This window comes from candidate division TA06 bacterium, assembly GCA_016208585.1.
Taxonomy (GTDB): Bacteria; Edwardsbacteria; AC1; order AC1; family EtOH8; genus UBA5202.
Genome location: JACQXR010000003.1, coordinates 1 through 7,605 on the forward strand (window position 1 = coordinate 1; position 7,605 = coordinate 7,605).

At 54.0% G+C, this 7,605-nt stretch carries 10 protein-coding genes; all 10 read right to left on the reverse strand.

Annotation, left to right across the window (positions count from 1 at the left end; translation table 11 throughout):
- Nucleotides 1-519, reverse strand: a 519-nt coding sequence (locus tag HY768_00155) for a hypothetical protein (GenBank protein ID MBI4725635.1), incomplete at its 3' end; no start/stop codon positions are given.
- Nucleotides 520-800: 281 nt separating this feature from the next.
- Nucleotides 801-1,256 (reverse strand): hypothetical protein, encoded by a 456-nt coding sequence (locus tag HY768_00160; GenBank protein MBI4725636.1) that lies wholly within the window; start codon nucleotides 1,254-1,256, stop codon nucleotides 801-803.
- Between the two features lie 505 nt (nucleotides 1,257-1,761).
- Nucleotides 1,762-2,496 (reverse strand): isoprenyl transferase, encoded by a 735-nt coding sequence (locus HY768_00165; GenBank protein MBI4725637.1) that lies wholly within the window; start codon nucleotides 2,494-2,496, stop codon nucleotides 1,762-1,764.
- Nucleotides 2,497-2,945: 449 nt separating this feature from the next.
- Nucleotides 2,946-3,113, reverse strand: a complete 168-nt coding sequence (locus HY768_00170) for a 4Fe-4S binding protein (protein MBI4725638.1) — start codon at nucleotides 3,111-3,113, stop codon at nucleotides 2,946-2,948.
- Nucleotides 3,114-3,141: 28 nt separating this feature from the next.
- Nucleotides 3,142-3,699 carry a ribosome recycling factor gene (gene frr / locus HY768_00175; protein ID MBI4725639.1) on the reverse strand — a complete coding sequence of 186 codons (558 nt, stop codon included), beginning with the start codon at nucleotides 3,697-3,699 and terminating at the stop codon, nucleotides 3,142-3,144.
- Nucleotides 3,700-3,703: 4 nt separating this feature from the next.
- Entirely contained in the window at nucleotides 3,704-4,426 is a 723-nt protein-coding gene (locus HY768_00180) for a UMP kinase (protein ID MBI4725640.1), read from the reverse strand.
- Between the two features lie 143 nt (nucleotides 4,427-4,569).
- The gene (locus HY768_00185; GenBank protein ID MBI4725641.1) at nucleotides 4,570-5,409 is read right to left on the reverse strand and encodes an elongation factor Ts; all 840 of its coding nucleotides are present in this window, start codon (nucleotides 5,407-5,409) and stop codon (nucleotides 4,570-4,572) included.
- 42 nt (nucleotides 5,410-5,451) lie between these two features.
- Nucleotides 5,452-6,429: a 30S ribosomal protein S2 gene (gene rpsB / locus HY768_00190; GenBank protein ID MBI4725642.1), complete on the reverse strand. Its 978-nt coding sequence runs from the start codon at nucleotides 6,427-6,429 to the stop codon at nucleotides 5,452-5,454.
- Nucleotides 6,430-6,505: 76 nt separating this feature from the next.
- Entirely contained in the window at nucleotides 6,506-6,898 is a 393-nt protein-coding gene (rpsI, locus tag HY768_00195) for a 30S ribosomal protein S9 (GenBank protein MBI4725643.1), read from the reverse strand.
- 50 nt (nucleotides 6,899-6,948) lie between these two features.
- The gene (gene rplM, locus HY768_00200; protein ID MBI4725644.1) at nucleotides 6,949-7,377 is read right to left on the reverse strand and encodes a 50S ribosomal protein L13; all 429 of its coding nucleotides are present in this window, start codon (nucleotides 7,375-7,377) and stop codon (nucleotides 6,949-6,951) included.
- Nucleotides 7,378-7,605 lie beyond the last annotated feature (228 nt).

The following is a 7,605-nucleotide window of genomic DNA, read 5'->3' on the forward strand; positions in this document are numbered from 1 at the left end:
AGCCGTCATCACTTTATTATGGTCGTTTTTGGTAACCATGTTTTCTTTGATCCATTCTATATCTTCAGTGTTTTTCAAAGTCTGTATAGCCAGCTTGCCAATGGATTGCTTGACGCTGCCCATGTCGGTTTTGAGCGCGGACACGTCCTGCTTGAGCGCGGACACGTCTTGCTTGAGCACGGACACGTCTTGCTTGAGCACGGACACGTCTTGCTTGAGCACGGACACGTCTTGCTTGAGCGCGGACACGTCTTGCTTGAGCACGGACACGTCTTGCTTGAGCACGGACACGTCCTGCTTGAGCGCGGACACGTCCTGCTTGAGCGCGGACACGTCCTGCTTAAGAACATGGACATCGTCCTTGACTGCTTTCAGATCTTTTTTTGCCGCCATATCCTTGCGCAGGCCGGCTTCCATTTTGACCATGTCTTTACGGAGACCGGTTTCTAATTTGGCAATCTCAGCCTTGGTGGCCGGCTGTTGGTTGAGATCAGCGATGCTTTTATTTGGTGTTTTCATGACTTTTTCTTTTCGTTCATAAAGTATGCCCTATTAAAAATACGCTGAAGACATGAGTTAGGCCCCACTTGTGGTAAAAGCAGCCCCCTTATATTTCCACCGAACCATGTTTTGCAGCCGAATGGATATCCGCTCCCCAAAGCTACGATGCAAGGCTATCATAAATCCATGGTGGTTATCAATACCTTTTCGCGGAAATTTTGCATAAATTTTACGTGGTCATTTTAGCGCCTGCCCCCGTTGGATAACTTATCCCACGGCGACTGCCCTTTTGTTTCCCTTTAAAAATCAGGCAAACCTTCGACCCCGGCTATCCTCCATTTATCCTTGCGCTTGAACTTGACCGCCAAAGCCTGGGGGTTCCCGAACGACCCCAGCAAAAATCCCTGCTCCCCGCCTTTGGAGACGATGACCATGACCTTGATGGTGTCCACCGCAGTCCCGTCCTGGGCAATGACCTTCTGATCGTCCATTACCACTTTTACTTTTTCAAACTCCATGAAGAACAGGGCCAGCGCGGTGTCGGCTTTCGCCTTGGTCATGGCGCCCTGGCTGAAATCCTCATCAATGTTCGACATGATGAAGGCCTTGTCCTTTTTGGTCAACCCTTGCAGCGCCTGCTTCATAACGGACCTGATCCGGGCCGGCTGGCTGAAATGATTATTATAGACCGCCAGACATATTACGGCCAGCAGGGCTGCGCCCAGCGCCAGGATTATTTTGTTCTTTAAGGTCATTGGTTATTCACAAAATTACGATAGAATTATAATCTAATCGTCCGATTACTTTATTTTCCGGGACCAGCCCCAGGTTCGCTTTCAGCGCTGCTGCTTGGCAAAAGTTGCCGGTTTATCCGACTTTAAGTCGGGTAAAGAATTTATTGCCTGGATTATGCTTTTTTTTCGGGTCAATAAGTTCAGGCAGCTGGCTATTAGGACATCAAAGCAGCATCCTTATATATCTGCGGAGTTTATCTATCTGCTTCAAAGAGACTTACCAGCAATATGCTATTGTACAATAATGAATCAGCGAAGTCGCGGTTAGGGTCAAAAGCCTGTACAGATTCAGTATATTTTTGTACAGAAGTAGCCTTTGAGAAAGTTGAATATAGCTTTTGATCTTAGCTTAAATTAGGATTGTTTGTCAAGCCCCAATTTACATCACCCAATTTACATCATCAAATTTACATCAGCCCAAATTTACATCAGGTTATAGTTTAATTTATGTTTTTTTTATATGATGCTACACCCTCCCGAACCTTCTCTCCCTTTGCTGATACTCCACCAACGCCCGGTACAGGTCATCTTCCCCGAAATCCGGCCAAAGCGCTTCGGTGAAATAATACTCGGCATAGGCCGCCTGCCAGATCAGGAAGTTGGAAAGCCTGCTCTCGCCCGAGGTCCTGATGATCAGGTCCGGGTCCGGCACCTCCGGGTGGTAAAGGTATTGTTGGATCAGCTTCTCGTCTATCCGGTCGGCCTGTATCTTGTGGGCGAAAAGATCATGGGACATCTTCTTGAACGCGTCCACCATCTCGGCCCGGCCCCCGTAAGACAGGGCCAGGTTCAGCGCCAAACCCTTATTGTCTTTGGTGCGGGTTATTGATTCCTCCAGTATCCGGCGGGCGTTGTCCTCCAGGTCGGCGGTGCGGCCGGTGGCGATTATTTTGACCCCCTTGGCGTCCAGTTCGTCCACCTCTTTTATCAGGTATTCCCTTAAGATCTTCATCAGTCCGGAGACCTCAGGCTTGGACCGCAGCCAGTTCTCCACCGAAAAAGCATAGAGGGTCAGGTACTTGATGCCTATCTCGCCGCTGGCGTTGACGATGGTCTTGACAGATTTCATCCCGGCCCGGTGGCCGGCCAGCCGCGGCAGGCCGCGCTTCTTGGCCCAGCGCCCGTTGCCGTCCATGATCACCGCCAGGTGCGCCGGCAGGCGCTTCAATTGATGGGTCGTCCCTGCGATTGAAATCTTCATAACGTTTTATTGATTATCTGATCTGCTATGGAAATTTATCTTGTACCTTTTTCATCCACAGATTTTCGCAGATTTATACATCTTGTCTGTCTTTCCTTGGAGGCAGTAGCTTTAGCGAAGGCCTCGGCGGATAAATAAATCCCGCGGCGGAGTCAATGCCATAAGGCGCCTCCGCTTTAAAAGGGAGATGGCTTTTAAAACTGACAGGATAAAGCCTGTATCCCCAGGGGAAGCGCCTTAATAAACAAGTTCCGGAGCGCTTAAAATAATTAAAATTGATTGAAAAAAAAGATGGTAACTTTGACATGAGTGCCTTCGCTGAAGCTATGGCACTTGAAGAAGGTATACAGGTATGCCTAAGCGAATTTGCAGGATTTTTATTTCGGGATTAATCACCGTTAATCATGTTAATCCCGTCTATTCCCGGAAAGATCGGAAGGTCAAATAACTTAAGTTTCCTTGATGGCATTTACCGGGCAGGCGTCCACGCAGGCTCCGCAATCCACGCAATCCTCGGTTATCTCAAACTTGTCCTCGCCTTCCACTATGGCGCCGTTGGGGCAGGAATCCACACAGCTGCCACAGGCTATGCACTCGTCGCCGATCACAAATGGCATTTTGCTTGTCCTCCTTGTTTGCTCTGTTTTATACATCCACGATTTCTTTTTCTTTTTTCTTCAGCAGCTCTTCCAACTGGGCGATGTGCTTGTCGGTCATCGCCTGGATCTTATCGTGGGCATTCTTGCTTTCATCCTCCGAGATCTTCTTGTCTTTCTCCAGCTTCTTGACCTCTTCGTTGGACTCCCGGCGGATGTTACGGACGGCCACCTTGCTTTCCTCGGCCATCTTTTTGACTACCTTCACCAGGTCGTGGCGCCTCTCCTCGGTCAGGGTGGGGATGGGCAGCCGGATGACCTTGCCGTCGTTGGCCGGGGTCAGTCCCAGATCCGACTTCATGATGGCCTTTTCGATCTCGCCCAGTAGCCCCTTGTCCCAGGGCTGGATCAGCAGCAGCCGGGGCTCGGGCGCCGAGATCCCGGCCACCTGGTTCAACGGCGTCAGGGCACCGTAGCTTAACACTTTGATCCCCTCCAGCAGGGCCGGGTTGGCCCGCCCGGTGCGGATCCCAGCGAATTCGTTTTTTAGAACCCCGGCCGCCTTGTCCATTTTGTGTCCTAAATCCTGATAAACCTTCTGCAGCATATCATCACTCCTTAACTGTTGTTCCCAGGTTTTCTCCCAGTAATATTTTTTTAATGGTCCCGGGGTGGCTAAGATTGAATACTATGATGGGCATGGCGTTTTCCCGGCACAACGAGACCGCGGTGGCGTCCAGGACCTTCAATTGGTCGGCCAGCACCTTCTCGTAGCTTAAGGTATCATAGCGCTTGGCGGATTTGTTCTTCAAGGGATCGCTGTCGTATACGCCGTCCACCTTGGTGCCCTTGAAGATGGCCTGGGCCCCGATCTCCACCGCCCTCAGGGCGGCGGCGGTGTCGGTAGAAAAATAAGGATTGCCGGTGCCGGCCGCCATGATCACCACCCGGCCCTTGTCCAGATGGCGCAAAGCCCTTCGCCGGATATAAGGCTCGGCGAATTTGGGCATGTCCACGGCGGTCATCACCCGGGTCTGGCAGCCCAGGTGCTCCAGGATGCTTTGCAAAGCCAGCGAGTTGATGACGGTTCCCAGCATCCCGATGTTGTCGGCTGTCACCCGGGGTATGCCGTCGCATTTCAGGCAGCCGCCCCGCATCAGGTTCCCACCGCCCAGCACCACGCCCACCGATATCCCCAGCTCTTTGGCCGCCAGCACCTCCCCGGCTATCCGCTCCACCGATGGAATGTCCAGACCCTGGCCGGCCGCGCCGCCCAAGGTCTCTCCGGAAAGCTTCAGTAATATCCTTTGATATTTAAGAGACGGCTTCAATATCAGTCCCTCTGTTTAATTATTGAGCACCAAAGAGGTTTGAGAAACACTCAAGGAAGGAAAATGTGCTTCCGGCCTTGACAGAACTTTTGATCTCAGCTGAAAATCAGGTTAATCGTGTGTTAAACCTGTCTGGCCCCAGGTAATTATTCCCCCAGGCGGAAGCGGACAAAGCGCTTGACTTCCAGGGTAGCTCCGGCCTTGGCAGCCGTTTCCCTGACCATGGCCTCCACGTTCTTTTGGGGATCCTTGACATAGGCCTGCTCCAGCAGGCAGACCTCGGAGTGGAACTTTTCGATCTTGCCGGTCACTATTTTTTCCACCACGTTCTCCGGCTTGCCGGCGCCCCGCACCTGCTCCTGGTAGATGGCCTTTTCCTTTTCCAGCACCTCGGCCGGAACCTGCTTCCGGGAAAGCCACTGGGGCGAAGAAGCCGCCACCTGCATGGCCAGATCCCGGGCCAGGGCTTTGATCTCGGGCGAGTTGCCTCCGTCCAGTTCCACCAGCACCCCCAGCTTGCTGCCCAGGTGCAGATAGCCTTCCACCAGGCCGGCCTGGCTTTGGATCTTTTCCCCCCGCTTGAACTGGACGTTCTCGCCTACCTTGACGATGGTCTGTTTTATCTGCTCCACCTGCTCCGGGGCAAGATCCGCGGCGGTCATGGATTCTTTGGGCTGCCGGAGCGCCCATTGGGACAGGCTTTTGGACAATTCTTTGAACTGTTCGGTCTTGGCTACGAAATCGGTCTCGCAGTTTACTTCGATCATGACGGCGGATTTTCCGTCGGGAGCGGTGGCGATCTCTATCAGCCCGTCGGCGGTGGCCCGGCCGGCTTTCTTCTCGGCCATGGCCAGGCCCTTTTTGCGCAGGTACTCCACGGCCTCGTCCATGTTCCCCTTGGAGGCGGTCAGGGCCTCCTTGCAGACCATCATCCCGACCCCGGTCTTTTCCCTGAGTTTTTTTACGTCTTCGGCAGTAAAGGACATTTTATATCCAGACTTAATATTATTGAACTGGTGGTTTAGTGATTACTTCTTCTCTTCGGTTTTGACCTCGGCCTTTACCTCGGTCTTTACTTCGGCCTTGGGAGCGGCGTGCGCCGCCGGCCTGGGGGCGGTATGGGCCGTAGCCCGGGGTCCGCTTCTGCTGCGACCCTGAGAGGGGCGTCCGTCGCGGCGGGGGCCGCCGCCACGGCTATCGCTGCCCCGCCCGGTCTGGGGCCTGGGGGGACGGCGGTCCGAAATGTGGCGTTTGGGTGCGGCCGCTCCGCCCGGGGCTTCCTTGCCCTCGGCCGCCGACTGGTGCTGGGCCTCCAACTCCTTCTGGAAACTGGCCCGGCCCTCGATGATGGCGTCGGCCGCCAGGCCGGTGATCAGCTTGATGGAGCGCAGGGCGTCGTCGTTGGCCGGGATGGGATAGTCTATGTCATCGGGGTCGACGTTGGTGTCCACCATGGCCACCACCGGCACCTCCAGCCGTTTGGCCTCGGCGATGGCCAGCTTCTCCTTTTTGCAGTCAACCACGAATACCGCGCCCGGCAGCCGGTGCATTTCCTTGACGCCGCAGAGCACGGTCTCTAATTTTTTCTGCTCCCGTTCCAGCCCCAGTATTTCCTTCTTGGTGTATCCGGCAAAATTTGCGGCCGACAGTTTGTCCAGGTCCTTTAAACGGCGGATGCTTTTCTGGATGGTGGCGAAATTGGTCAAAAGCCCGCCCAGCCAGCGCTCCGAAACATAGTGCATCTGGCAGCGCGTCGCCTCTTCCTTGATGACGTCGGCCGCCTGCTTCTTGGTGCCCACGAACATAAACTCGTCGCCCTGCTCGGCCATTTTCCGGATGACGCTCAGCGAAGTCTCCAGGCATTTCATGGTCTTCTGGAGATCAATGATGTGGATGCCGTCGCGCTGGTCGAAGATGTACTTCTTCATCTTGGGGTTCCAGCGGGGGGCCTGGTGGCCGAAATGGACCCCAGCCTCCAGCAGGTCTTTGATGGTGTAATTGGCCAAAGAGAAATCCTCCTGAAATTCGGACGTGTGTAATAAAGCTTACAGCCTTAAGCTTAAAGCTGTAAGCTCGTTGATATTAACGTTTGGAGAACTGGAAGCGCTTGCGGGCCTTTTTCTGGCCGTATTTCTTGCGCTCTTTTTCCCGGGGATCGCGGGTCAGCAGCCCGCTGAATTTTAACGACGGGCGCATTTCTTGGGAGGCCAGCAGCAAGGCCCGGGAGATGCCCAGGGTCAATGCCCCGGCCTGGCCGGCGATGCCGCCGCCGTCCACCTTGGCGGTGACGTCGTATTTGCCCACGGTGGAGGTCAGCTCGAACGGCCTCTTGACCTGCATCACCAGGGTGGGCCGGCAAAGGTAATCCTCGCAGGTGCGCTGGTTGACTGTGATCCGGCCCTGGCCGGGAACCATTTTAACTTGGGCCACCGAACGTTTGCGTCTTCCGGTTGCCTTGTAAACAGCCTGGTCCATTGATCCTCCTAATGTTTTGGGGAATTGGGAATTTTTCTGAAAGAATAAGATTACAGGGTCACTGCCTTGGGTCCCTGGGCGATGTGGGGATGTTCGCCCCCGACGTAAACGTGCAGTTTGCTGAAATTGGAGCGGGCCAGGGTGGTCTTGGGCAGCATGCCTTTGACCGCCAGCTCGATCACCTTCTCCGGCCGCTTGACCATCAGGTCCTGGTATTTGTCGGTCCTTAAACCGCCCTGAAACCCGCTGTGGCGCTTGAGGGTCTTGTTTTGCAGTTTGCTGCCGGTAAGCCGCACCTTGGCGGCGTTGACAACCACCACGTGATCGCCGCAGTCCAGGTTGGGGGTATATTGCGGCTTGCCCTTGCCCCGTAGCACCTGGGCCACCTTGGAGGCCAGCCGTCCCAGCGGAATACCGCTGGCATCGACCAGAAACCATTTTTGCTCCAGTTCGCCCTTTTTGGCAACATAGGTCTTCATAGAAATCTTTGGTCCTCCTGAATTAGCTAATTATAAGCCCCCAAAGCTGTTATATTCAAGGGCTGTTTTCCTGATAAAAATAGGGCTCTTCTCCAATGAGTGTGGGTAAAATCGAACTTGGTGGCGAGCTGAAGTAGTTGGCAGTAAACGAGTTCTTTGATAGCAACCCCGGTAAAAATATGGTAAACTTCCGGTATGAATAAGATCAAACGATTGGAAGACGTCTAC